27 protein-coding genes are annotated in these 21,007 nt (G+C 61.6%); 10 read left to right on the plus strand and 17 right to left on the minus strand.

The genetic code is table 11. The features are described from left to right. The 4 genes from HF257_RS27270 to trmB form a co-directional block, all read left to right on the plus strand. A partial coding sequence (locus HF257_RS27270) for a DUF423 domain-containing protein (protein WP_185712129.1) occupies positions 1 to 145 on the plus strand: 145 nt, incomplete at its 5' end. Between the two features lie 71 nt (positions 146 to 216). Next, positions 217 to 417, plus strand: coding sequence for a sulfur carrier protein ThiS (gene thiS / locus HF257_RS27275; RefSeq protein ID WP_185709125.1), 201 nt, complete (start codon positions 217 to 219; stop codon positions 415 to 417). 59 nt (positions 418 to 476) lie between these two features. Continuing rightward, positions 477 to 1,271 (plus strand): thiazole synthase, encoded by a 795-nt coding sequence (locus HF257_RS27280; RefSeq protein ID WP_181282511.1) that lies wholly within the window; start codon positions 477 to 479, stop codon positions 1,269 to 1,271. 9 nt (positions 1,272 to 1,280) lie between these two features. Beyond that, positions 1,281 to 2,006: a tRNA (guanosine(46)-N7)-methyltransferase TrmB gene (gene trmB / locus HF257_RS27285; RefSeq protein ID WP_185709126.1), complete on the plus strand. Its 726-nt coding sequence runs from the start codon at positions 1,281 to 1,283 to the stop codon at positions 2,004 to 2,006. 142 nt (positions 2,007 to 2,148) lie between these two features. Here trmB and HF257_RS27290 read toward each other — a convergent pair whose 3' ends face one another. The 9 genes from HF257_RS27290 to HF257_RS27330 all read right to left on the minus strand — a co-directional run bounded on the left by HF257_RS27290 (position 2,149) and on the right by HF257_RS27330 (position 8,740). Next, a complete protein-coding gene (locus HF257_RS27290) occupies positions 2,149 to 2,472 on the minus strand; it encodes a DUF3392 domain-containing protein (RefSeq protein ID WP_016972961.1) in 324 nt (107 codons plus the stop codon). An 18-nt stretch (positions 2,473 to 2,490) separates the two neighbouring features. Beyond that, positions 2,491 to 3,693: a radical SAM family heme chaperone HemW gene (hemW, locus tag HF257_RS27295; protein ID WP_233081515.1), complete on the minus strand. Its 1,203-nt coding sequence runs from the start codon at positions 3,691 to 3,693 to the stop codon at positions 2,491 to 2,493. After that, complete coding sequence (gene rdgB, locus HF257_RS27300) at positions 3,690 to 4,286, minus strand: RdgB/HAM1 family non-canonical purine NTP pyrophosphatase (protein ID WP_105697147.1); 597 nt, start codon at positions 4,284 to 4,286, stop codon at positions 3,690 to 3,692. Before rdgB ends, hemW begins: the two co-directional genes overlap by 4 nt. Continuing rightward, the gene (locus HF257_RS27305) at positions 4,283 to 4,717 is read right to left on the minus strand and encodes a DUF4426 domain-containing protein (protein WP_159960660.1); all 435 of its coding nucleotides are present in this window, start codon (positions 4,715 to 4,717) and stop codon (positions 4,283 to 4,285) included. The genes rdgB and HF257_RS27305 overlap by 4 nt, the downstream gene beginning before the upstream one ends. A gap of 21 nt (positions 4,718 to 4,738) precedes the next feature. Beyond that, a complete protein-coding gene (gene metW / locus HF257_RS27310) occupies positions 4,739 to 5,359 on the minus strand; it encodes a methionine biosynthesis protein MetW (protein ID WP_105521094.1) in 621 nt (206 codons plus the stop codon). Positions 5,360 to 5,366: 7 nt separating this feature from the next. Then, entirely contained in the window at positions 5,367 to 6,506 is a 1,140-nt protein-coding gene (gene metX, locus HF257_RS27315) for a homoserine O-succinyltransferase MetX (protein ID WP_185709127.1), read from the minus strand. 95 nt (positions 6,507 to 6,601) lie between these two features. Next, positions 6,602 to 7,192: a YggT family protein gene (locus HF257_RS27320; RefSeq protein WP_185709128.1), complete on the minus strand. Its 591-nt coding sequence runs from the start codon at positions 7,190 to 7,192 to the stop codon at positions 6,602 to 6,604. Positions 7,193 to 7,201: 9 nt separating this feature from the next. Continuing rightward, on the minus strand, positions 7,202 to 8,020 hold the full coding sequence (gene proC / locus HF257_RS27325) for a pyrroline-5-carboxylate reductase (protein WP_185709129.1): 819 nt from the start codon (positions 8,018 to 8,020) through the stop codon (positions 7,202 to 7,204). Between the two features lie 33 nt (positions 8,021 to 8,053). Then, positions 8,054 to 8,740 (minus strand): YggS family pyridoxal phosphate-dependent enzyme, encoded by a 687-nt coding sequence (locus tag HF257_RS27330; protein ID WP_185709130.1) that lies wholly within the window; start codon positions 8,738 to 8,740, stop codon positions 8,054 to 8,056. Between the two features lie 57 nt (positions 8,741 to 8,797). Between HF257_RS27330 and HF257_RS27335 the strand changes: the two genes are divergently transcribed. Beyond that, positions 8,798 to 9,832, plus strand: coding sequence for a type IV pilus twitching motility protein PilT (locus HF257_RS27335; protein WP_185709131.1), 1,035 nt, complete (start codon positions 8,798 to 8,800; stop codon positions 9,830 to 9,832). Between the two features lie 44 nt (positions 9,833 to 9,876). Here HF257_RS27335 and HF257_RS27340 read toward each other — a convergent pair whose 3' ends face one another. Beyond that, positions 9,877 to 10,515 carry a C40 family peptidase gene (locus HF257_RS27340; protein WP_185709132.1) on the minus strand — a complete coding sequence of 213 codons (639 nt, stop codon included), beginning with the start codon at positions 10,513 to 10,515 and terminating at the stop codon, positions 9,877 to 9,879. 250 nt (positions 10,516 to 10,765) lie between these two features. On the opposite strand from HF257_RS27340, the gene HF257_RS27345 reads away from it, so the two are divergent. Next, positions 10,766 to 11,194, plus strand: a complete 429-nt coding sequence (locus HF257_RS27345) for an NINE protein (protein ID WP_185709133.1) — start codon at positions 10,766 to 10,768, stop codon at positions 11,192 to 11,194. A 134-nt stretch (positions 11,195 to 11,328) separates the two neighbouring features. On the opposite strand, the gene HF257_RS27350 is transcribed toward HF257_RS27345, so the two are convergent. The 7 genes from HF257_RS27350 to gshB all read right to left on the minus strand — a co-directional run bounded on the left by HF257_RS27350 (position 11,329) and on the right by gshB (position 17,244). Continuing rightward, positions 11,329 to 12,600, minus strand: a complete 1,272-nt coding sequence (locus HF257_RS27350) for a dihydroorotase (protein ID WP_185709134.1) — start codon at positions 12,598 to 12,600, stop codon at positions 11,329 to 11,331. Then, the gene (locus HF257_RS27355) at positions 12,597 to 13,601 is read right to left on the minus strand and encodes an aspartate carbamoyltransferase catalytic subunit (RefSeq protein ID WP_010207224.1); all 1,005 of its coding nucleotides are present in this window, start codon (positions 13,599 to 13,601) and stop codon (positions 12,597 to 12,599) included. The genes HF257_RS27350 and HF257_RS27355 overlap by 4 nt, the downstream gene beginning before the upstream one ends. Positions 13,602 to 13,625: 24 nt before the next feature. Next, entirely contained in the window at positions 13,626 to 14,132 is a 507-nt protein-coding gene (pyrR, locus tag HF257_RS27360; protein WP_185709135.1) for a bifunctional pyr operon transcriptional regulator/uracil phosphoribosyltransferase PyrR, read from the minus strand. 73 nt (positions 14,133 to 14,205) lie between these two features. Then, positions 14,206 to 14,643, minus strand: coding sequence for a Holliday junction resolvase RuvX (gene ruvX / locus HF257_RS27365; protein WP_003195067.1), 438 nt, complete (start codon positions 14,641 to 14,643; stop codon positions 14,206 to 14,208). Further along, on the minus strand, positions 14,643 to 15,212 hold the full coding sequence (locus HF257_RS27370; protein ID WP_185709306.1) for a YqgE/AlgH family protein: 570 nt from the start codon (positions 15,210 to 15,212) through the stop codon (positions 14,643 to 14,645). The genes ruvX and HF257_RS27370 overlap by 1 nt, the downstream gene beginning before the upstream one ends. A gap of 95 nt (positions 15,213 to 15,307) precedes the next feature. After that, on the minus strand, positions 15,308 to 16,213 hold the full coding sequence (locus tag HF257_RS27375; RefSeq protein WP_185709136.1) for an energy transducer TonB: 906 nt from the start codon (positions 16,211 to 16,213) through the stop codon (positions 15,308 to 15,310). Between the two features lie 77 nt (positions 16,214 to 16,290). Continuing rightward, positions 16,291 to 17,244, minus strand: a complete 954-nt coding sequence (gene gshB / locus HF257_RS27380; RefSeq protein ID WP_185709137.1) for a glutathione synthase — start codon at positions 17,242 to 17,244, stop codon at positions 16,291 to 16,293. A gap of 239 nt (positions 17,245 to 17,483) precedes the next feature. Here gshB and pilG point away from each other — a divergent pair, with 239 nt between their 5' ends. From pilG to HF257_RS27400, 4 genes are read left to right on the plus strand one after another with little or no spacing between them, the layout of a single operon-like run. Next, positions 17,484 to 17,891: a twitching motility response regulator PilG gene (gene pilG, locus HF257_RS27385; RefSeq protein WP_026137140.1), complete on the plus strand. Its 408-nt coding sequence runs from the start codon at positions 17,484 to 17,486 to the stop codon at positions 17,889 to 17,891. Positions 17,892 to 17,937: 46 nt separating this feature from the next. Next, entirely contained in the window at positions 17,938 to 18,303 is a 366-nt protein-coding gene (pilH, locus tag HF257_RS27390) for a twitching motility response regulator PilH (RefSeq protein WP_003234583.1), read from the plus strand. Positions 18,304 to 18,315: 12 nt separating this feature from the next. Beyond that, positions 18,316 to 18,840 carry a chemotaxis protein CheW gene (locus HF257_RS27395; RefSeq protein ID WP_185709138.1) on the plus strand — a complete coding sequence of 175 codons (525 nt, stop codon included), beginning with the start codon at positions 18,316 to 18,318 and terminating at the stop codon, positions 18,838 to 18,840. Beyond that, complete coding sequence (locus HF257_RS27400; RefSeq protein WP_185709139.1) at positions 18,837 to 20,888, plus strand: methyl-accepting chemotaxis protein; 2,052 nt, start codon at positions 18,837 to 18,839, stop codon at positions 20,886 to 20,888. Before HF257_RS27395 ends, HF257_RS27400 begins: the two co-directional genes overlap by 4 nt. Positions 20,889 to 21,007: the final 119 nt, after the last annotated feature.

Consider the following 21,007-nt stretch of genomic DNA (forward strand, 5'->3'; position numbering starts at 1 on the left):
TATCCTGTTGTTCTCCGGCAGCCTGTATGTGTTGACGCTGACAGGTTTCAGCAAGCTGGGCATCATCACGCCGTTTGGTGGTCTGGCGTTCCTGCTGGGGTGGTTTTTCCTCGGCCTGGCGGCGTGGCGCCTGCAGACTGCCTGACCAAGGGGCTTGGGCCGGCAACGTCAATCGGGCTAGAATGCGGGCCCCTAAAAACGATGGCGGCCCGTGGCATGCGCATTCAGTTGAACGGCGAATCCTTTGAACTGCCCGACGGTGAAACCGTTGCGGCCCTGCTGACCCGTCTGGACCTGACCGGGCGTCGCGTCGCAGTGGAACTCAACCTGGATATCGTCCCGCGTAGCCTGCACGCCGAGACCACGCTCACCGAAGGTGACAGCGTCGAAGTGGTCCACGCCATCGGCGGCGGTTAGTCCCGCTTTTTCAAGAGCCCCGGATTCTGCAGAACCTCACCCCATTTCGAGGATTTCCAATGAGCATCGTTCGTAGCGACAAGCCCTTCGTCCTGGCCGGTCGTACCTACCAGTCCCGTCTGTTGGTCGGCACCGGCAAGTACCGCGACATGGAAGAAACCCGCCTGGCCATCGAAGCCTCGGGTGCCGAAATCGTCACCTTCGCCGTGCGCCGCACCAACCTGGGCCAGATCGAAGGCGAGCCGAACCTGCTCGAAGTGCTGTCGCCGGATCGCTACACCTTCTTGCCGAACACCGCCGGTTGCTACGACGCCATCGAAGCCGTGCGCACCTGCCGCCTGGCGCGTGAGCTGCTCGACGGCCACAACCTGGTGAAGCTGGAAGTGCTGGCCGACCAGAAAACCCTGTTCCCCAACGTGATCGAAACCCTCAAGGCCGCCGAGACACTGGTCAAGGAAGGCTTCGACGTGATGGTCTACACCAGCGATGACCCGATCATCGCCCGCCAACTGGCCGAAATCGGCTGCATCGCCGTGATGCCACTGGCCGGCCTGATCGGTTCCGGCCTGGGTATCTGCAATCCGTACAACCTGCAGATCATCCTCGAAGAAGCCAAGATCCCGGTGTTGGTGGATGCGGGCGTGGGCACGGCCTCCGACGCGACCATCGCCATGGAACTGGGCTGCGATGCGGTGCTGATGAACTCGGCCATCGCTCACGCCCAGCAACCGATCATGATGGCCCAAGCCATGCAACATGCGATCGTCGCGGGCCGCCTGGCCTACCTCGCCGGTCGCATGCCGAAAAAACTCTACGCCAGCGCCTCCTCGCCGCTGGATGGTCTGATCAAGTAAGAGCCATTGATGACTGAATCAAACGAAACGCCGAACACCCTGGAAGAGGGCGACGAGTCCAAGCACCGCCGCATCAAGAGTTTTGTGATGCGCGCCGGTCGCATGACCGAAGGCCAGCAGAAGGGCCTGGAGCAAGGTACGCCGCTGTTCGTATTGCCCCTGGCCGATGAGCCGGTGGACTATGACCAGGTGTTTGGCCGTTCGGCCCCACGCTCCCTGGAAATCGGTTTTGGCATGGGTCACTCCTTGCTGGAAATGGCGGCGGCCTCGCCGGAGCAGGATTTCATCGGTGTGGAAGTTCACCGCCCAGGTGTCGGCGCGCTGCTCAATGGCGTGCTGACCCAAGGCCTGACCAACCTGCGTGTGTATGACTGCGACGCGATCGAAGTGCTCAACCGCTGCATCGCCGACAACAGCCTCGACCGCCTGATGCTGTTTTTCCCCGATCCGTGGCACAAAGCCCGTCACCACAAGCGCCGCATCGTCCAGGCTTCCTTCGCGGAACTGGTGCGCAGCAAGCTGAAAGTGGGCGGCATCCTGCACATGGCCACCGACTGGGAACCGTATGCGGAATACATGCTGGAAGTGATGAACGTGGCCCCTGGCTACCGCAACATCGCCGAAGACGGCAAATGTGTGCCACGCCCGGCTGAGCGGCCGATCACCAAGTTCGAACGTCGCGGTGAGCGACTCGGGCATGGGGTTTGGGATTTGAAGTTCGAGAAAGTCGACTGACAAGCCACTGGCTTGGAATACGGTCAAAATGTGGGAGCGGGCTTGCTCGCGAATGCGGTGGATCAGTCACACATGTATCGACTGACAACCTGCATTCGCGAGCAAGCCCGCTCCCACATTTGTAACTGTGTTGGGCTTAAGGTCAGCGGCGGTCGGCGACTACGCCAATCAGCACCAATACGACCACCAACACCGGCGCCAGGCTGTAGTTATTGAACTGGCTCAACCCCCGCACAATCCACGGTGTGGCATAGATCAACGCCGCGCCGCTGCCAATCATGCACACCAACGCCATCAGCGGTACGCGCAACGCGCCGGCGATGCTGCCCAGGCGTGCTTCTACCCAGCCCTTGATGTCGGCGCCAAACAGCACCAGCAAACAGCCGACAAGGGCCAGGGAGATTTCCGAAAGGTTGCTGCGGCTCCAGCGGGATACGGTGGCGAGCAGGTCGAGTACCAAATCCATTCGATTTCCTTAGAGCGATCAGCTCAAAAACTTCTGCAACAGGTCATTGAGAAAGAGTTGCCCGCGGTCGGTCGCCGCCAGGCGTGACGGTTCGACCTGCATTAAGCCACTTTGTTCGGCATCCTTACGGCCTTCATCCAGGCTCGCCAGGTCCAGCCCCGTGCGCTCGGCGTAGAGCTTGGCGTCGACGCCATCGGTGAGGCGCAAGGCATTCATCAGGAACTCGAACGGCAGCTCCTCGTTGGTCAGTTCCTTCGCGCCGGCCTGAAAGCTTTTGGCCGGGTTGAGGTAGTCCTTGGGCGCACGGGTTTTCCAGGTGCGCACGATGCGCCCGTCCGGGTGGCTGAGCTTGCCGTGGGCGCCGGCGCCGATACCGATGAAGTCGCCAAAGCTCCAGTAATTCAGGTTATGCCGTGCCGGGCGACCGGGTTGGGCATAGGCCGACACTTCGTATTGCGCGTACCCGTGCTCGGCGAGCAGCGCCTGGCCGGCCTCCTGAATATCCCACAGGGTGTCGTCTTCCGGCAGCGCGGGTGGCTGGTTCCAGAACACCGTGTTGGGTTCCAGGGTGAGCTGATACCAGGACAAGTGCGTCGGCTTGAGGGCGATGGCTTGGCGCAGATCGCCCAGGGCGTCATCCAGGGACTGGTTGGGCAAACCATGCATCAGGTCCAGATTGAAGTTATCAAACCCGGCCTGGCGCGCCATACCGGCGGCGCGCACGGCTTCATCGCCGTTATGGATGCGCCCCAAGGCTTCAAGTTTCTCCTGCTGGAAACTCTGGATGCCGATGGACAGCCGATTGATCCCCAGCTTGCGATACGCCACGAACTTCTCTTGTTCGAAGGTGCCAGGGTTGGCTTCCAGGGTGATCTCGATATCACGGGCAAACACAATGCGTGCTTCCACACCTTTGAGCAAACGCCCCAGCGCAGCGGCGCTGAACAGGCTCGGCGTGCCGCCGCCAAAGAAGATCGAACTCAGCTCGCGGCCGTAGACGGCATGCAGATCCTGGTCGAGGTCGGCCAGCAGGGCGTCCACATACGCTTCTTCCGGCAGCACTTTACTCGCGGTGTGGGAGTTGAAGTCGCAATAAGGGCATTTGCGCACGCACCACGGAATGTGGATATACAGCGCCAGGGGCGGCAGCAGGGGCAGGGCCGCCCGTGGAGTTTGCGCGCCGCCGTGGATCAGCGGCTGCGCAGAGGTGTTTTGGGTCATTTCAGGCTCAGGCGTTGGCGCAGCAAATCCATTGCGCGGGCGCGGTGGCTGATCTGGTTCTTGTCGGCCGGGCTCAGTTCGGCGCTGGAGACATTGCGCTCTGGCACCCAGAACAGCGGGTCATAACCAAAGCCGTGCTCACCGCTGGCTGCGTGCAGGATGCGCCCGTGCCACAGGCCTTCGCACAGGATCGGCAGCGGGTCATCGGCATGGCGCACCAAGGCCAGCACGCAGACGAACTGCGCACCACGCTCGGCGTCCGGCACGTCCTTGAGAGCATCTAGCAGCTTGGCATTGTTGGCCGCGTCGCCCTTGCCATCGGCATAACGCGCCGAATAGATGCCAGGGGCGCCGCCGAGGAAGTCCACCGCCAGCCCGGAGTCATCCGCCAGCGCTGGCAGGCCCGAGATACGCGCAGCATTGCGTGCCTTGAGAATCGCATTTTCGACGAACGACAGGCCGGTCTCTTCCGGCTCCACCTGGCTGAACTCGCCAATGGAGCGCAGTTGCACGGACTCACCGAGCATGGCCTGCAGTTCTTTGAGTTTGCCGGCGTTGTGGCTGGCCAGTACGAGTTGGGTAAGGTTCATCATTCGGCCGGGAACAGTTCTTGGACAAAACTGAAACCGTGGGCCTTGCCGCCGGTTTCAACATTAATGGTGAAGGTTTTGAACTCCTGCTGCGGCACGGAGTAAGGCGCGAGGTAGTTGGTCACGCCTTTTTCGGTGATCTGCTTGAAGGTCAGTACCTCACTCTTGCCGAGCGAGTCCTTGATGGTGCCGGTCACTTGCGCCACCACGGGCGTCACGCCCTTGAACACGGACACGTTGATCAAGCCCTTGTTCTTGCTGCGTACCACACCCACGGCCTGGGCGGTTTCCGGTTGCAGGAAGCTGGAGGTGAAGGTGTTGTAGCGCACCGTGATATCGCCGAATTCCTTCGTGCGATTAGGGTCGATAACGTCGGCGGCCATGGCGTTGGCGCCAAGCAGTGCAGTCAATAGAAAAACAGCCAAACGACTCATGAACGTCCCTCTTGAAAATGATTAGACGGCAATCTTGTGGTCGGTCAGGCCAGGGCTGCTGACCCGGTAAATACCAATTTCGCCCAACAGGTTGGGCCATAGCTTACTCGCCCAGCCGTGGCGATGCTGTTGATCGACGGCCAAGCGGTTGATCACTTTGGCTTCACGCTCGCCACACAGCGCTTCGAAGTCTTCGAAGGTGCAGAAGTGGATGTTCGGCGTGTTGTACCAGGTGTACGGCAAAAAGTCCGACACCGGCATGCGGCCCTTGGTGGCCAGGTACCAGCGGCAGCGCCAGTGCCCGAAGTTGGGGAATGTGATGATGCACTGTCGGCCGACGCGCAGCATTTCGTCGAGAATGCGATCCGGGTAGTGCACCGCCTGCAGGGCCTGGGTCATCACCACGATGTCGAAGCTATTGCTGGCAAAGTTGCCCAGGCCCTTGTCCAGGTCCTGCTCGATCACGTTGATGCCCTTGGCCACGCACTGGGCGATGTTGTCCGGGTCGTTTTCCAGGCCATAGCCGGTGACTTGCTTGTTGTCTCGCAGCCAGCTCAGCAGTTCGCCATCGCCGCAGCCCAGGTCGAGCACGCGGCTGCCGGCGGGGATCCATTCTTGGATGATGTCCAGGTCGGCTCTCATGGCGTTCTCACACAGTAATTCGGTTCATGTAATTGCCGAACGCCTGCAAATAACGCGGGATCGGGATCAGGAAGGCGTCGTGGCCTTGCGGAGCGTCGATCTCCAGGTAGCAGACGTCTTTGCGTGCAGCCATCAGTGCATCCACCAGTTCACGGGAACGGGCTGGCGAGAAGCGCCAGTCGGTGGTGAACGACATCACGCAGAACTTGGCCGTGGCGTGTTCGAAGGTTTTTGCCAGGTCGTCGTTGTGATTGGCCGCCGGGTCGAAGTAGTCCAGGGCCTTGGTCATCAGCAAGTAGGTGTTGGCGTCGAAACGGCCCGAGAACTCCTCACCTTGATAACGCAGGTAGCTTTCGACTTGGAATTCGACGCTGTGGAAATCGTAGTTGAGCTTCTCGCTCTTGAGGCCACGGCCAAATTTTTCGCCCATGGAGTCATCGGACAGGTAGGTGATATGCCCGACCATCCGCGCCAGCATCAGGCCACGTTTGGGAATCACGCCGGCCTCCTGGAACGAGCCGCCATGGAACTCTGGGTCAGTAAGGATCGCCTGGCGCGCCACTTCGTTGAAGGCGATGTTCTGCGCCGACAGCTTGGGGGCCGAAGCGATGGCCAGGCAATGACGCACGCGATCCGGGTAAGTGATGGTCCATTGCAGCGCCTGCATGCCGCCCAGGCTGCCGCCGATCACGGCGGCCCACTGCTTGATGCCCAGCAGGTCGGCGAGACGCGCCTGGCTGTGCACCCAGTCCTCCACGGTAAGCACCGGGAAGTCGGCGCCGAACGGCTTGCCGGTTTCCGGGTTGAGGCTGCTGGGGCCGGTGGAGCCGTTGCAGCCGCCGAGGTTGTTCAGGCTGACCACAAAGAATTTGTTGGTGTCGATGGGTTTGCCAGGGCCGATGCAACTGTCCCACCAGCCGGGTTTTCGGTCGTCGGCGGAATGAAAGCCGGCAGCGTGATGATGGCCGGACAGGGCGTGGCAGATCAGCACAGCATTGTTCGCCGTGGCGTTCAGTTGGCCGTAGGTTTCGTAGATCAGGTCATAGGCAGGCAGCGAACGGCCACAGGCCAGGGCCAGCGGTTCGCTGAAGTGCGCCACTTGGGGCACGACCAGTCCAACAGAATCGGGGGGAAAGGCAGCTGGCATCGACCCTGCTCTCGTTTAAATGAGGCGTAAGTCTAAAGACCGCTGCACCTAGCGGCAAGCAAAGGCGAGGGAGGGGCCTCCCTCGCCTTGGATCGTCAGATCAGCAGGCGCAGGATTTCCGGCATCCCGGTCATGGCGGCCAGGTTGTTGATCACCAGCATGTCCAGCAACTTGAGCACCATGAACGCCAGGATCGGCGAAATATCCAGGCCACCCAGGTTCGGCAACAGGCGGCGGAACGGCGCCAGGGCCGGTTCGCAGATCTGGTTTACCAACTCGGCGCCAGGGTTATGGCTGCCCGGTGCGACCCAGGACAGGATCACGCTGATGATCAGGGCGAAGAAGAAGATCTTCAGGAACAGCGCGGTCACGCCAATGATCGCCCAGATCAGCAACTGTACGAAGTTGCCGGTGGTGCCGTAGGTCAGCAGCAGGGTCAGCGCCATCAACGCCAACTGCACCAGGATCGCCAGTACCAGCGACGACATGTCCAGGCCGAACAGGCTCGGGATGATTCGGCGCAGCGGCTTGAGCAGCGGCTGGGTGGCCTTGACGATGAACTGGCAGAGCGGGTTGTAGAAGTTCGCGCGCACCAGTTGCAGGACGAAACGCAACAGCACGATCAGCAGGTACAGACTGCCGAGGGTTTGCAGCACGTAGACGGCTGCGGTATTCAAACCAATCATGTTGGCTCCTTATTTGCCCAGTTGTTCGGCCATTTCGGCCGAGCGGTGCGCAGCGGCACCCAATGCTTTTTCTACCAGGGCTTCAAAGCCCCCAGCCTGGAACGACTCGATGGCCGCCTGTGTGGTGCCGCCTGGCGACGTCACGCGACGGCGCAACTCGGCTGCGTCCACATCACTGGACACGGCCATGTGCGCGGCGCCCAAGGCAGTCTGCTCGGCCAGTTGTTTGGAGACTTCCGCCGGCAGGCCCAGTTTCACGCCAGCGGCGGTCATGGCCTCGATCAGCAGGAAGAAGTACGCCGGGCCGCTGCCGGACACGGCGGTGACCGCATCCAGTTGCTGCTCCTGCTCCAGCCACAAGGCGATGCCCACGGCGGACAGCAGCTCCTGGGCCTGATCACGTTGCGCGGCGCTGACGGCGGAAGTGGCGTACAGGCCACTCACGCCCTGGCGCAGCAGCGACGGAGTGTTGGGCATGCAGCGCACGATGGGCTGGGCGCCGAGCCACTGGGTCATGCTGGCGCAGGTGATGCCGGCGGCGATGGACACCACCAGTTGGTGCGGCTGCAGGCTAGGGCGCAGGCTTTCGCACACGGCTTTCATGGCCTGTGGCTTCACCGCCAGGACGATCACGTCGACGCCCTGGATGGCCTCGGCGTTGTCGGCAAAGGTTTCAATGCCGTGCTCGGCGCTGACGCGGGCACGGGTGTCGGCACCCGGGTCGCTGGCACGGATCTGTGCAGCGTCCAGGCCCTTGGCCCGCAGGCCACCGATCAGGCTGGCCGCCATGTTGCCGGCGCCTATGAAGGCAATACGCGTGTTGCTCATGACAGGTCCTTACTCAGATGGAAGTCAGCCATTTCATGGCTGGCCGTAGTCGCGGGCGCCAAACAGGGCGGTACCAATCCGCACCCAGGTGGCGCCTTGGGCAATGGCCGACTCAAGGTCATGGCTCATGCCCATGGAAAGTGTGTCCAGTGGCAGGTTCAAACTGGCTTGCAGCTCGCGAACCGTGGCGAAGGCCGCATCTTGCGCGGCGCGATCTTCGGTCGGCTCGGGGATTGCCATCAGGCCACGCAGCTTCAAGCGCGGCAATGCGCTGATGGCGTTGGCCAGGGCCGGCAGGTCGGCGGGCGTACAGCCGGACTTGCTGGATTCGCCACTGACATTGACCTGGATGCAGATGTTCAGCGGGTCCAGGTCGGCCGGGCGTTGTTCGGACAGGCGTTGTGCAATTTTGAGGCGGTCCACGGAATGCACCCAAGCGAAGTTCTCGGCGATAGCGCGCGTCTTGTTCGATTGAATGGGGCCGATGAAGTGCCAACTCAAGGGCAGGTCAGATAATTGCGCCTGTTTGCCCAAGGCTTCCTGCAGGTAGTTTTCGCCGAAGTCGTGCATCCCGGCAGCATAGGCTTCGCGCACGGCTTGTGCGGGTTTGGTTTTGCTCACGGCCAGCAGGTGGATGCTGTTTGCGTCGCGTTGCACGGCGTCGGCCGCGGCGCGGATGCGCTGGCTAACCAGGCCGATGTTGTCTGCTATCGTCGACATTCAAGATGCGCCCGTGGATATGGAGTCCGCGGCATTCTACTGGAAATGGAAAGCCCTATGGATATCACTGAACTGCTGACGGCCAGCGTGCGCCGTGGCGCCTCCGACCTGCATCTGTCCGCGGGCCTGGCGCCGATGCTGCGGGTGGATGGCGAGGTCTGGCCGCAGGATTGGCCGGTACTGTCAGCACCTGAGGTGGCAGATCTGCTCTGCCCTTTGCTGAACAAATACCAACAAAAGGATTTCGAAACATCTCTTGAAACAGACTTTGCCTTCGAACTGCCCGGTGTCGCGCGGTTCCGGGCCAACGTGTTTCAGCAGGATCGGGGCATGGGCGCGGTGTTTCGCACCATTCCCAGCCAGGTGCAGAGCCTGGAAGACCTGGGGCTGGGGGAAGTGTTCCAACGTATCGCCCAACTGCCACGGGGGCTGGTGCTGGTGACCGGGCCCACCGGCTCGGGCAAGTCCACCACCCTGGCGGCGATGATCGATTACCTCAATAGGCATCGCCGCCAGCACATCCTCACCCTCGAAGACCCCATCGAGTTCATCCACACGCCAAAGAACGCGCTGATCAACCAGCGCCAGGTGCATCGCGACACCCATAGCTTTTCGGCCGCTTTGCGTTCGGCGCTGCGGGAAGACCCGGATGTGATCCTGGTGGGCGAGTTGCGTGACCTCGAAACCATCCGCCTGGCCCTGACAGCGGCTGAGACCGGTCACCTGGTATTCGGCACGCTGCACACCACCTCGGCGGCAAAGACCGTAGACAGGCTGGTGGACGTGTTTCCTGCGGGGGAAAAAACCATGGTCCGCTCGATGTTGTCGGAATCGCTGCAGGCCGTGGTGTCCCAGGTGCTGGTCAAGAAACTCGGCGGCGGGCGCGTGGCGGCGCATGAAATCATGCTGGGCACCCCGGCGATTAGGAACCTGATCCGTGAGGACAAGGTGGCGCAGATGGTCTCGGCGATCCAGACGGGTGGGGCGCTGGGGATGAAGACGTTGGATATGAGCTTGAAGGGGTTGGTGAGCGAGGGGGTAGTCAGTCGGGAAGAGGCGCGAGGGCAGGCGAGGGTGCCTGCCGACATTTGAGTTCTTACGGGCGATGAAAACAGATGTGGGAGTTCAGCCCGAAATCAGCGCTGAACGACCCGCAGGTTGTTCTGCTCTTTAGGCAGCACGCGCTTGGCAATTACGTAGTTCTTGTCCCAGAACGGTTTTTTCAGCGTGTCGATGCTCACCGACTTGCCACGACGCGGTGCGTGGATAAAGCGGTCGTTGCCCAGGTAAATGGCAACGTGGTTGACCTGGCGGCTCTTGAGTTTGAAGAACAAAAGGTCGCCCGGCTTCAAGTCCTTGCGGTCAACTTTCAACCCGTGGCCGGCAGCCATGGCATTGGAAGTGCGGGGCAAATCCACTGCTTTGACGTCATTAAACGCATATTTCACCAAGCCGCTGCAGTCGAACCCTTTACTTGGGCTGCTGCCGCCCCAACGATAAGGAGTACCGAGCACGTTAACGGCGCGGCTGAGGACGTTGCTGCTTTGCTTGGTGTTGACGCCGACCAGGCCGGAAACGGCTTTGCCGTTGTGGGCCTTGCTCAGTTGAGTCGGGCGGTTGACGGTCAGCTTGGTCGCCTTGGCAGTACTTGGCGTGCTGTGGACTTTAGGGGTGAAACCGTTGACGTTCGGAAGTCGTTGCTCACGATTGGTGGCGTGGGCGGCCAGTGGCATTAATAGGCAGATGGTTAGCCATGTCTTGAAAAATGGTCGCATTAGGCGTGGCTCTTATGGGTTTGCGCGCAACTTTATAACAGCTTTTTGTGTCGTTCTCAGGCCGTTTGTCGACTGAACCTTGACGTCAAAATCAGGAAAAACGCGACGATTCGCCGCAATTGTCCTACACAAGTCAGGTGGGATAAGGCTTTGAGGGGTGGGAAGATACCATTAGCCGTACGTCGGGCGCCCGTAAAAAAGTCACAAAGAAAATGAAAAAATTTATCTATCGAGGCAAAAGAGGTACGCGATGAACACCTATCGACAGGATTATTCCCAGCAAGACACCCATAGCAAAGTGATCGGTTACCTGCTCTGGATTTTCGGTTTTACCGGGGCGCATCGCTTCTATTACGGCAAGCCCGTCACCGGCACGATCTGGTTTTTCACCTTCGGCCTGCTGGGCATCGGCTGGCTGATCGACCTGTTCCTGATCCCGGCCATGGACCGTGAAGCCGACCTGCGTTTTACCGCCGGGCCCATCGAATACAACGTCGCCTGGATTCTGTTGGCGTTCCTGGGGGTGTTCGGTGTGCACCGTATGTACCAAGGCAAATGGATCACCGGCCTGATCTACCTGCTGACCGGCGGCTTGTTCCTGGTAGGGGTGCTGTATGACTTCTGGACGTTGAATACGCAGATTTCGATTCGTAATGCTGAGCGCAATGGCGGTCGCTGAACATCTAGAGGCCTATGCAAAACCAAATGTGGGAGCGGGCTTGCTCGCGAATTCGGTGGATCAGTGACGAATTTGTCGACTGACACTCCGCATTCGCGAGCAAGCCCGCTCCCACATTTTTTACCGTGCCCGCTTTAGGCCTGGTAGGTGATTCTCCCGTCGACCACGGTGTAGCGCACCGCCGCCGGCAGGCTATGGCCGATGAACGGGCAGTTTTCGCCCTTGGACAACCAATGCTCCCCGGCCACCGTCGAGCTGCTCAGGTCAAACAGCACCAGGTCCGCCGGCGCACCCACCGCCAACTTGCCCGCCGGTAGACGCAAGGCCTCGGCCGGGCCGGCGCTCAAGCGTGCCAGCAGCGTCGGCAAGTCCAACAGACCGTCTTCCACCAAGGTCATCGCCAGCGGCAATAGCAGCTCGACGCTGCTGATGCCAGGCTCTGTCGCACCAAACGGTGCCAGCTTGGCATCCCGCTCGTGGGGCTGGTGATGGCTGGAGATCGCCAATACCACACCCGACTTCACCGCCGCACGCAAACCGTCACGGTCGGCACGGGTGCGCAGCGGAGGCTGCACGTGGTACAGGCTGGAGAAGTCGATCAGCGCCTCATCCGTCAGAATCAGCTGATACAGCGCCACATCCGCCGTTACCGGCAAACCACGGGCCTGGGCCTGGGCGATCAGCGCCACACCGCGTGCGCTGGTCAGTTGGCTAAAGTGCGCGCGTACACCGCTTTGTTCCACTAGCAGTAGGTCGCGGGCCAGGGCCACGGTTTCGGCGGTTTCCGGGATGCCCGGCAGGCCGAGGAAGCTGGCCACGGCGCCTTCATGGGCCAGGCCGCCTTCGGCCAGGTCGCGGTCCTGGGAGTGGAAGATCACCGTCAGGTCGAAGGTGGCCGCGTATTCCAGGGCGCGCAGCAGCGTCCGGGTGCTGCGAAAGCTCTCCAGGCCATTACCGAAAGCCACGCAACCGGCGTCGCGCAGGGCGATCAGCTCGGCGAGTTGTTCGCCTTCCAGGCCTTTGCTCAGGGCACCGATGGGGAACACTTTGCAATTGCCGGCTTCGCGGGCGCGGTCGAGGATCAGTTCGGTCACCGCCGAGGTATCCAGGATCGGCTTGGTGTGCGGCGGGCAGCACAGGCTGGTCACGCCACCGGCAGCGGCGGCGCGGGTTTCGCTGGTGATGTTGCCTTTGCGGCTGTAGCCCGGTTCGCGCAGGGCGACGTTCAGGTCTACCAGGCCAGGCGCGGCAACGAGGCCTTTGGCGTCGATGCTTTCAACTGCGCTGAAACCTGCTGGGGCGGCGCCGATGGCAATGATCTTGCCGGCGTCCAGGTGCAAATCGGTAACTTGATCCAGGCCACTGGCCGGATCGATGACGCGGGCGCCGAGGATGCTGAGCTTCACTGGGCGTTCTCCTGCTCGAATTGACGTTGCGCGGTTTGCCCGCTCATGGCCATGGACAGCACGGCCATGCGTACGGCGATGCCGTAGGTGACCTGGTTCAGAATGACCGATTGCGGGCCGTCGGCTACCGCCGACTCAATCTCCACGCCACGGTTGATCGGGCCAGGGTGCATCACGATGGCGTCCGGCTTGGCGCCGGCCAGGCGTGCGGTGGTCAGGCCGAACAGGCGGTAGAACTCGCCTTCGCTCGGTAGCAGGCCACCGGCCATGCGCTCGCGTTGCAGGCGCAGCATGATCACCACGTCCACATCCTTGAGGCCTTCGGCCATGTCGGTGTAGACCTTCACGCCGTACTGCTCGATACCGATGGGCAGCAGGGTTTTCGGCGCGATCACGCGGATATCCGGGCAACCCAGGGCTTTGAGGGCCAACATGTTCGAACGCGCGACCCGCGAGTGCAGGATGTCGCCGACGATGGCTACCGAGAGGTTTTCAAAGCTGCCCTTGTGCCGACGGATGGTGAGCATGTCGAGCATGCCCTGGGTCGGGTGGGCGTGGCGGCCGTCGCCGCCGTTGATGATTGCGACCTGCGGGCACACGTGCTCGGCGATGAAGTGCGCGGCGCCGGAGTCGCCGTGGCGCACCACGAACATGTCAGCGGCCATAGCCTCCAGGTTGCGCAAGGTGTCGAGCAGGGTTTCGCCCTTGCTGGCCGACGACGTGGACACGTTCAGCGTGATCACGTCAGCTGACAGCCGCTGGGCTGCCAGTTCGAAGGTGGTGCGGGTGCGGGTGGAGTTCTCGAAGAACACATTGCAGATGGTCTTGCCGCGCAGCAGCGGGACCTTCTTCACCGCGCGGCCACCGACTTCGAGGAACGAGTCGGCGGTGTCGAGGATTTCGGTGAGCAGTTCGCGGGGCAAACCGTCGAGGGACAAGAAATGTTGCAACTGACCCTGAGCATTGAGCTGCAGCGGGCGCTTGGCATCTAAAGGCGTCATCGCGGGGACTCTTTACAAGGCGGTTTAAAGGGCGAGGTCTTGCAGTTCGAGTGCGAGCGGCGTTGGACCGAGCAATTTTACCCGCTGGTGGGCTTCCAGCGACAGTGTGGCGCCGACCACATCCGGGCTGATTGGTAGCTCACCCGCGTCCAGGTCCAGCAGGCACACCAGGGTCACGCTGGCTGGGCGGCCGTAGTCGAACAGTTCGTTCATGGCAGCGCGAATGGTACGACCGCTCATCAGTACGTCGTCGATCAGCACCAGGTGCTGGCCTTCGATCTCGAACGGCAGGGCCGAAGGGCGCACTTGCGGGTGCAGGCCGTTTTGGCTGAAGTCGTCGCGGTAGAAGGACACGTCCAGCGTACCCAAGGGTGAATCGCTGCCCAGTGCTTCCAGCAATGCCTGGGCGACCCACACACCGCCGGTGCGAATGCCGATGAAGCGTGGCTCGCTGATGGCGCGGTGTTGCAGATGGGCCGTGAGGCGGGTGGCCATCTGGCTGATCAGTTCGGCGGGGTTCGGCAAGCTCATGGTGGCTCCTTCAAGGCCTTGGCGCAGGCAAGGCCCGGGCTCAAACGTAAAAAGACGCGGCAAGCCGCGTCAGTCAGGATTCAAATAAAGCGGTGTTTTCGTCCAGCCAACCCTGCAATAACAGGGCGGCGGCGATGGCGTCCACGGGGTTGTCGCGGTAGCTGCCTTTCTGGCCGCCACGATCGCGGCGCTCGCCTTTGGCTTCAAAGGTAGTGAGGCGTTCATCGTGGGTATAGAAGGGCAGGTTGTAGCGGCCATTGAGGCGGCGGGCGAACTTTTCGGCGCGCAGGCACATGTCACTGGGGGTGCCGTCCATGTTCAAGGGCAGGCCGACCACCACCGCGTCGGGCTTCCACTCCTTGATCAGGGCTTCGACCTGGTTCCAGTCCGGCACGCCGTTCTGGGCTTTCAAGGTGCACAGCTCGCGGGCCTGGCCGGTAATGACCTGGCCGACCGCTACGCCGATCTGTTTGGTGCCGTAGTCAAAGCCGAGGATCAAACGCAAAGCCATCAGGCGTGCCCCGCCTGGCTGGTGAGCAGGCTGAGGTTGACCCGCAGCTTGGCCGCCGCCGCTTCCAGGCGCAGTTCACTGGGGGTGTTGAACAGGATTTCGGCGTCAAATGGGCAGGTCAACCAGGCATTGCTGGCCAGTTCCGCTTCCAATTGGCCTGCTTCCCAGCCGGCATAGCCGAGGGTGATCACGCTTTGCTCAGGGCCGACGCCGTCCGCGATGGCGAACAACACGTCCTGGGACGTGGACAACGACACGCCTTCAAGGTCGACGGTAGCCTGGAACTTCGGCCCGCTAGGGTGCAACACAAAACCGCGATCCGTCTGCACCGGCCCACCGATGTAGATCGGCACGCCTTGGCAGCGGGCTGGCGGGTCGATTTCGGGACGCAGTTGCTCAAGGATATCCGCCAGGTTCAGCTCTTGCGGGCGGTTGATCACCAACCCCATGGCACCATTGGCCGTGTGCTCGACGATGTAGGTCAAGGTCTGCGCAAAGTTCGGGTCGGCCATATGGGGCATGGCGATCAGGAATTGGTGCTTGAGGTAGGTCGGGCTGACGTTTTTCATGTCCGCTAGTGTGGCGTTGGAGGGGCGAACTGACAAGCCTGATGCTCATCGCAGGGGATCGTTCCCATGCAGAGCGTAGGAACGATCATCACGTATCAGTTGCTGGAAAGGCGATCGCCCTTGGCGAACTTCCAGGTACGGATGATTTCCAGGCGGTCCACGTCGTTCAGGTCGCCTGTAAACGGCGCGAAAGGCGCAGCCAGGCGCACGATGCGTTGGGCGGCCTGGTCCAGCAACGGCTGGCCGGACGACTCCAGTACCTGCACCTCATACAGCGTGCCGTCGCGGTTGATCGACACCAGCAAGCGCAAATTGCCGTAGATCTGCTGGCGCCGTGCTTCGTCCGGGTAGTTGAGGTTGCCGATACGCTCGACCTTCTTGCGCCATTCGTCCTTATACCAGGCACCTTTGTCGCGCATAGTGGAGGCGGCATTCAGCCGGTAGATACGTGGACGTTTGGCGTACAGCTGTTGTTCGTTGGCCAGTTCGGCTTCCAGGCTGGAGATTTCATCGGTCAGCGTCGAACTGTCGAACGTGGGGGCGGGCTTGACGGGCTCGGGTTTTGGCTCGGCCTTGGTTTTTTCGCGCTGGGTCGGGGCTTTTTGCGGCTTGGGCGCGACGGTCGTCACGGTGGCCTTGGGTGTGGCCTGCTTGACCTCAGGCTTGGCTGCCGGCGGCGGGGTTATCTTATTCACCTTGTTGTCCTGGAACGGCGCTACTTCGGTGGTCTTGGGCACGGCTTTTTTGTCGAGGGTGCCGCTGCCCTGCTGGTTGTCCTGGGCGAGAAAGTCAGCCTTCTCGGGCTTTTTTTCGCTCTTGAACGTGGCGAGGGTAATTTCCAGGGTCTTGGTGATCTGCTTGGGCTCGACCATGGTGAAACCCAGGCCGAGGATCAGCGCCAGGTGAATCAATGCAGCCAGGAACAGGGTAAATCCGAGTCGATCAGCCGGGCGCACGCCGCTGTGGGAGAGTTCGGGGGGCAGATCGGACGGGAGTGTCATGACAAGAAAACCAACATCGCGCGTTTCACAGGTGGCGCATGATAACGCAATGTTGGTTTGTGTCCGGCTGTTCTATGTCACTTGGCTTGTAGCTTGCGCTCAATGGCGGCCATCAGCATTTCGCCGATGTTCGTGCCAAATGCGTTGTCGATCTCGCGGATACAGGTCGGGCTGGTGACGTTGATTTCGGTGAGGTGCTCACCAATTACGTCTAGGCCTACAAACAACAAACCTTTTTCCCGCAGGGTTGGGCCAACCTGGCCTGCGATCCAGCGATCCTTGTCCGACAACGGACGCGCTTCGCCACGGCCACCGGCCGCCAGGTTGCCACGGGTCTCGCCCGCTGCCGGGATGCGCGCCAGGCAGTAATCCACGGGTTCACCGTCGATCATCAGGATGCGCTTATCGCCGTCCTTGATTGCCGGCAGGTAGGCCTGCCCCATTATCTGCTGGGTGCCCAAGGCGGTCAGGGTTTCCAGGATCACCGACAGGTTCGGGTCGCCGGCGCGATGACGGAAGATGGAGGTGCCGCCCATGCCATCCAGCGGCTTGAGGATCACATCGCCGTGCTTGGCGGCGAATTCACGCAGCACGTCGGCGCGGCGGCTGACCACGGTCGGCGGGGTGCACTGTGGGAACAGCGTGGCGAACAGCTTTTCATTGCAGTCGCGCAGGCTTTGCGGCTTGTTGACGATCAATACGCCGGCACGTTCGGCCTGCTCCAGCAGGTAGGTGGAGTAGACGAACTCCATGTCGAACGGCGGATCCTTGCGCATCAGGATCACGTCCAGGTCGCTCAGGGGGCTGTCGACTTCGTCTGCCAGTTCGAACCACTTCTCAGGGTTGGCGAACACCTGCAGCGGGCGCATGCGAGCGCGGGCCTCGCCGTCACCCTGGTAAAGGTCGCGCTGTTCCATATAGAACAGGGTCCAGCCGCGGGCCTGGGCGGCCAGGAGCATGGCCAGCGAACTGTCCTTTTTATAGGAAATGCTGGCGATAGGGTCCATGACAATGCCGACGCGAACGCTCATGGGGGATTTCCTCTAGCAAATTAGGGCGCATAAAAGTGGCGTCAGAGTGGCGCTGCGGCTGTTGTGGGTCAAGGAAAAACCACCTGGCCGGTTGCTCGATAGATTGCGCCCGGAGACTGTGCTAAAAAGACTGCCACGGCGCAGCAGCCCTTGAATTCCAAGGCTTGCGGCGCTCATCCTGTGCAACATCAGGCAGTACACACCGAAAACCGATTCGCTGTGGCGATGGTAGAGCAGATATGGAACAGCATTCCAACGCCTTGAGAGTGATGGTGATCGACGATTCAAAGACGATCCGCCGCACCGCCGAAACCCTGTTGAAGAACGCAGGGTGCGAAGTCATCACGGCCATCGACGGTTTCGATGCCCTGGCCCGGATTGTTGATCATCACCCGCACATTATCTTTGTCGACATCATGATGCCGCGCCTGGATGGCTATCAGACCTGCGCCCTGGTGAAGAACAACCCGGCGTTCAAGTCGATCCCGGTGATCATGCTGTCTTCCAAGGACGGCCTGTTCGACAAGGCCAAGGGGCGCATCGTGGGTGTCGATCAGTTTTTGACCAAGCCTTTCAGCAAGGAAGAACTGCTGGGCGCGATCAAGGCCTACGTGCCTGCCTTCGCCGCAGTAGAACAAGCACACTGACACCACCTCACAAGGGCTGGCGTCTACCTAAGTAGTGGGGAAAACCATGGCACGTGTTCTGATCGTCGACGATTCGCCGACCGAAATGTACAAACTGACCGGTATGCTGGAAAAGCATGGTCACCAGGTCCTCAAGGCCGAAAACGGCGCGGACGGCGTGGCCCTGGCCCGCCAGGAAAAACCCGACGCCGTGCTGATGGACATCGTGATGCCGGGCCTCAACGGCTTCCAGGCCACCCGCCAGCTGTCCAAGGAGCCGGAAACCAACGGCATCCCGATCATCATCATCACCACCAAGGATCAGGAAACCGACAAGATCTGGGGCGCCCGCCAGGGGGCCAAGGACTACCTGACCAAGCCGGTGGACGAAGACACCCTGATCGCCACCCTGAACAAGGTGCTGGCCGGCTGACGGCAGGCCATCATGACCGAGTCGCAAACCGCCTTTGAGCTGTTGCTGGACATCGACCGCCGTTGCCGCCTGCTGGCCGCCGACCTGCCGTCGCAGGAAACCCGCCTGCAACGTTGGAGCGGCATCGGCTTTCGCGTGGGGCTGCATTGGTACGTAGCGCCCATGGGCGAAGTCGCCGAAGTCCTGCATGAACCGCGCTGCACCTTGATGCCCGGGGTGAAGGCCTGGGTCAAGGGCGTGGCCAACCTGCGCGGGCGCCTGTTGCCGGTGATGGACCTGGGCGGGTTTCTCGGCCTTGAACTGTCCAGGGCACGCAAGCAACGGCGAGTGCTGGTGGTGGAATACAACGACTTGTTTGTCGGGCTGCTGGTGGACGAGGTGGTAGGCATGCAGCATTTCGCGCAAGACGCATTGCAGGCGAACGCCGTTCCCGGCGCGCCGTTTATCCAGGGCCAGTTCGATGGCGAACCGCTGTGGCAGGTCTTCAGCCCCTTCGCCCTGGCGCAGGCCCCAGGCTTCATGGATGTTGCCGCATGACCACCGTTACCACGCCCAAACCCCAAGCCGCGTCGCGCAGCCGTTCGCAGATCATCGTGCTGTTTATCGCGCTAATCGTGTTCATCATGCTGCTGTTCGCCAACTTTGCGTACCTCAACACCCAGTCCACCTACGACAAGCAGTACATCGGCCATGCCGGTGAGTTGCGGGTGCTGTCCCAGCGCATTGCCAAGAACGCCACCGAAGCCGCCGCCGGCAAGGCTGCGGCGTTCAAGCTTTTGGGCGATGCGCGCAACGACTTCGCCCAGCGTTGGGGCTACCTGAAAAAGGGCGACCCTGAAACCGGCCTGCCCGCCGCGCCCAGTGCGGTACGCGCCGAAATGCGCGCCGTGCAGACCGATTGGGAAGCGCTGCTGAAAAACACCGATGCGATCCTGGCCAGCGAGCAGACGGTCCTGTCCTTGCACCAAGTGGCCGCGACCCTGGCTGAAACCGTGCCGCAATTGCAAATGGAGTCGGAGAAGGTCGTCGACATCCTGCTGCAACGCGGCGCTCCGGCCAGCCAGGTAGCGTTGGCCCAGCGCCAGTCGTTGCTGGCCGAACGCATTCTGGGCGCGGTCAACACCGTGCTCGCCGGCGACGAAACCGCCGCCCAGGCTGCCGATGCCTTTGGCCGCGACGCCAACCGATTCGGCCAGGTACTCAACGGCATGCTGCAGGGCAACGCCGGGCTGCGTATCACCCAGGTCGAAGACCACGATGCGCGAGCGCGGTTGGCGGAAATCGCCGAGCTGTTCGAGTTCGTCTCCGGCTCCGTGGATGAAATCCTCGAAACCTCGCCGCAACTGTTCCAGGTTCGCGCCTCGGCGAGCAATATCTTCAACCTCTCGCAAACCCTGCTCGATGAAGCCTCGCACCTGGCCACCGGTTTTGAAAACCTCGCCAGCGGGCGCACCTTCGATACCATCGGCGGCTATGTGCTGGGCTTGCTGGCGCTGGCCTCGATCATCCTGATCGGGCTGGTGATGGTGCGCGAAACCAACCGCCAGCTGCATGAAACCGCCGAAAAGAACGAGCGCAACCAGAACGCGATCATGCGCCTGCTGGATGAAATCGAAGACCTGGCAGACGGCGATCTGACCGTGACCGCCTCGGTGACCGAAGACTTCACCGGCACCATCGCCGACTCCATCAACTATTCCGTCGACCAGCTGCGCGACCTGGTGGCCACCATCAACCTCACCGCCGGCCAAGTCGCCGGTGCGGTGCAGGACACCCAGGCCACCGCCATGCACCTGGCCCAGGCCTCGGAACACCAGGCCCAACAAATCGCCGAAGCTTCCACGGCGATCAACCAGATGGCCCAGTCCATCGACCAGGTATCGGCCAATGCCGCCGAGTCCTCGGCGGTGGCGGAGCGCTCGGTAGAGATCGCCAACAAGGGCAATGAGGTGGTGCACAACACCATCCATGGCATGGACAACATTCGCGAGCAGATCCAGGACACCGCCAAGCGCATCAAGCGCCTGGGCGAGTCGTCCCAGGAGATCGGCGACATCGTCAGCCTGATCGACGACATCGCCGACCAGACCAACATCCTCGCTCTCAATGCCGCGATCCAGGCCAGCATGGCCGGAGATGCCGGGCGCGGTTTCGCCGTGGTGGCCGATGAAGTGCAACGGCTGGCCGAACGTTCGTCGGCGGCCACGCGACAGATCGAAACCCTGGTGCGGGCGATTCAGGCCGACACCAACGAAGCGGTGATTTCCATGGAGCAGACCACCACCGAAGTGGTGCGCGGGGCACGCCTGGCGCAGGACGCCGGGGTGGCGCTGGAAGAGATTGAAGGCGTATCGAAAACCTTGGCGGCGTTGATTCAGAGCATCTCGAATGCAGCGCAGCAACAGACGAGTTCGGCGGGGCAGATTTCGTTGACGATGAATGTGATTCAGCAGATCACTACGCAGACGTCTTCGGGGTCGACCGCCACTGCTGAGAGCATCGGCAACCTGGCGAAAATGGCGAGCCAGTTGCGCAGGTCGGTTTCGGGCTTCACCCTGCCTGCGGCCAAACAGGCCGATGATTGAAATGCAGTCAAAATGTGGGAGCGGGCTTGCTCGCGAATGCGGTGTATCAGTCAGCTGATCTACTAGCTGACACACCGCATTCGCGAGCAAGCCCGCTCCCACACTGGATCTCCTTCTGG

It is taken from the genome of Pseudomonas cremoris, assembly GCF_014230465.1.

What these genes read in the sequence shown, in the direction of transcription:
- thiS (WP_185709125.1), top strand. Translation starts at nt 217, where the DNA reads ATGCGCATTCAGTTGAACGGCGAATCCTTTGAACTGCCCGACGGTGAA.
- HF257_RS27280 (WP_181282511.1), top strand. Translation starts at nt 477, where the DNA reads ATGAGCATCGTTCGTAGCGACAAGCCCTTCGTCCTGGCCGGTCGTACC.
- trmB (WP_185709126.1), top strand. Translation starts at nt 1,281, where the DNA reads ATGACTGAATCAAACGAAACGCCGAACACCCTGGAAGAGGGCGACGAG.
- HF257_RS27290 (WP_016972961.1), bottom strand. Translation starts at nt 2,472, where the DNA reads ATGGATTTGGTACTCGACCTGCTCGCCACCGTATCCCGCTGGAGCCGC.
- hemW (WP_233081515.1), bottom strand. Translation starts at nt 3,693, where the DNA reads ATGACCCAAAACACCTCTGCGCAGCCGCTGATCCACGGCGGCGCGCAA.
- rdgB (WP_105697147.1), bottom strand. Translation starts at nt 4,286, where the DNA reads ATGATGAACCTTACCCAACTCGTACTGGCCAGCCACAACGCCGGCAAA.
- HF257_RS27305 (WP_159960660.1), bottom strand. Translation starts at nt 4,717, where the DNA reads ATGAGTCGTTTGGCTGTTTTTCTATTGACTGCACTGCTTGGCGCCAAC.
- metW (WP_105521094.1), bottom strand. Translation starts at nt 5,359, where the DNA reads ATGAGAGCCGACCTGGACATCATCCAAGAATGGATCCCCGCCGGCAGC.
- metX (WP_185709127.1), bottom strand. Translation starts at nt 6,506, where the DNA reads ATGCCAGCTGCCTTTCCCCCCGATTCTGTTGGACTGGTCGTGCCCCAA.
- HF257_RS27320 (WP_185709128.1), bottom strand. Translation starts at nt 7,192, where the DNA reads ATGATTGGTTTGAATACCGCAGCCGTCTACGTGCTGCAAACCCTCGGC.
- proC (WP_185709129.1), bottom strand. Translation starts at nt 8,020, where the DNA reads ATGAGCAACACGCGTATTGCCTTCATAGGCGCCGGCAACATGGCGGCC.
- HF257_RS27330 (WP_185709130.1), bottom strand. Translation starts at nt 8,740, where the DNA reads ATGTCGACGATAGCAGACAACATCGGCCTGGTTAGCCAGCGCATCCGC.
- HF257_RS27335 (WP_185709131.1), top strand. Translation starts at nt 8,798, where the DNA reads ATGGATATCACTGAACTGCTGACGGCCAGCGTGCGCCGTGGCGCCTCC.
- HF257_RS27340 (WP_185709132.1), bottom strand. Translation starts at nt 10,515, where the DNA reads ATGCGACCATTTTTCAAGACATGGCTAACCATCTGCCTATTAATGCCA.
- HF257_RS27345 (WP_185709133.1), top strand. Translation starts at nt 10,766, where the DNA reads ATGAACACCTATCGACAGGATTATTCCCAGCAAGACACCCATAGCAAA.
- HF257_RS27355 (WP_010207224.1), bottom strand. Translation starts at nt 13,601, where the DNA reads ATGACGCCTTTAGATGCCAAGCGCCCGCTGCAGCTCAATGCTCAGGGT.
- pyrR (WP_185709135.1), bottom strand. Translation starts at nt 14,132, where the DNA reads ATGAGCTTGCCGAACCCCGCCGAACTGATCAGCCAGATGGCCACCCGC.
- ruvX (WP_003195067.1), bottom strand. Translation starts at nt 14,643, where the DNA reads ATGGCTTTGCGTTTGATCCTCGGCTTTGACTACGGCACCAAACAGATC.
- HF257_RS27370 (WP_185709306.1), bottom strand. Translation starts at nt 15,212, where the DNA reads ATGAAAAACGTCAGCCCGACCTACCTCAAGCACCAATTCCTGATCGCC.
- HF257_RS27375 (WP_185709136.1), bottom strand. Translation starts at nt 16,213, where the DNA reads ATGACACTCCCGTCCGATCTGCCCCCCGAACTCTCCCACAGCGGCGTG.
- gshB (WP_185709137.1), bottom strand. Translation starts at nt 17,244, where the DNA reads ATGAGCGTTCGCGTCGGCATTGTCATGGACCCTATCGCCAGCATTTCC.
- pilG (WP_026137140.1), top strand. Translation starts at nt 17,484, where the DNA reads ATGGAACAGCATTCCAACGCCTTGAGAGTGATGGTGATCGACGATTCA.
- pilH (WP_003234583.1), top strand. Translation starts at nt 17,938, where the DNA reads ATGGCACGTGTTCTGATCGTCGACGATTCGCCGACCGAAATGTACAAA.
- HF257_RS27395 (WP_185709138.1), top strand. Translation starts at nt 18,316, where the DNA reads ATGACCGAGTCGCAAACCGCCTTTGAGCTGTTGCTGGACATCGACCGC.
- HF257_RS27400 (WP_185709139.1), top strand. Translation starts at nt 18,837, where the DNA reads ATGACCACCGTTACCACGCCCAAACCCCAAGCCGCGTCGCGCAGCCGT.